The sequence below is a fragment of the Methylobacterium crusticola genome (genome assembly GCF_003574465.1).
GTDB classification, from domain to species: domain Bacteria; phylum Pseudomonadota; class Alphaproteobacteria; order Rhizobiales; family Beijerinckiaceae; genus Methylobacterium; species Methylobacterium crusticola.
The window spans coordinates 1-1,135 of sequence record NZ_QOWC01000468.1; the positions used below are offsets into that span (position 1 = coordinate 1).

1 protein-coding gene is annotated in these 1,135 nt (G+C 79.8%); it reads right to left on the minus strand.

The window, feature by feature from the left end; all coding sequences use genetic code 11:
- Positions 1 to 1,135: AsmA family protein (locus DT057_RS34945; protein ID WP_128566561.1), on the minus strand; the 1,135-nt coding region annotated here is incomplete at both ends.

Below are 1,135 nucleotides of genomic sequence, written 5' to 3' on the forward strand. Positions count from 1 at the left end.
GCCGGGGCGGGCTCGAGCGGGCGGGCGGTCCCGGCGGTCCGGGAGGCGGCCGCCCGGCTCCCGGCAGGAGCGCGTCGAGCAGTTCCGTCCCGAGGGCGCCGAGGCCCGAGGCGAGGTCATTGTCGCCCAGCAGGCCGGCGAGGTCGACATGGACCTGCGGCGCGTCCCAGGCGCCGTTGATCAGCACCGGTACGGTGAGGTCGAGGACCCGCGGCAGGGACCGGGCGGCGGCGCGGGTCAGCTTCGGCTCGATCCGGAGGCTCACCGCCCGCTCCGCGAGGTCCACGGTGCCGCTCCCGCTCGCGGTGACGAGGGGCCCGGTCAGGGCGAGGTCGCGCGTCGCGGCCTGCCCGTCCCGGAGCTGGAAGCGGGCCGAGATCCGGTCGAAGGCCGTCGTGTCGGAGGCCGCCAGGCGCGGGTCTCCGCCGACCCGCGCGGCCAGGGACTGGACCACCGCCGGGATATCGATGCCGGCGAGGCGGCCGTTCTCGATCTGGAGCGCGGCCTCGCCGGCCAGGGCCGGCAGCGCCTCCGCGGGAGTCCGGCCGGCGCCCCGGAGGTCGAGCGTCGCGCTCGTCGCGCCGTCGAGGAGGGTGAAGCCCGCCGCGGCGGACAGCAGCGCCAGCCCCCGGGCCCGGGTGATCTCGACGCGGAGGGCGTGGCGCGGCGCCTCCGCCGGGGAGGCCGGCACCGCCGTGGTGAGCCGGCCCTGCACCCGGCCGCCGTAGAATCCGGCGGGCGCCAGCGTCGCCTCCAGGGTGCCGTCGGCGATCCGCGCGTCGAGGGCGGCCCCGGTGAGGCGGACCTCGCCCGCCGCCAGGTCCGCGGCCCGGAGGAGGACGCGGCCGTCGACGAGGCGCAGCAGCGTCAGGTCCTGCCGCCAGGAGGCGCCCGGAGGCCCGGCCGCGAGCGCCAGCGTCTCGAAGCCGAGGTCGAGCCGCAGGAAGGGCTTGGCCGCGAGGTCGGCCAGGACCGCGCCGGTGAAGCGGTTCCGGCCGAGCGTGCCCGAGAGGCGCGAGAGGGTGAGCACCGCGCCCCGCCAGGCGGCGTCGGCGCTGCCGGCGAGCGCCGCCGCGGCGGCGCCCGGGGCGCGGCACGTGAAGGCCAGGGAGGCGGCGGGGCCGGGCTCCCCGCC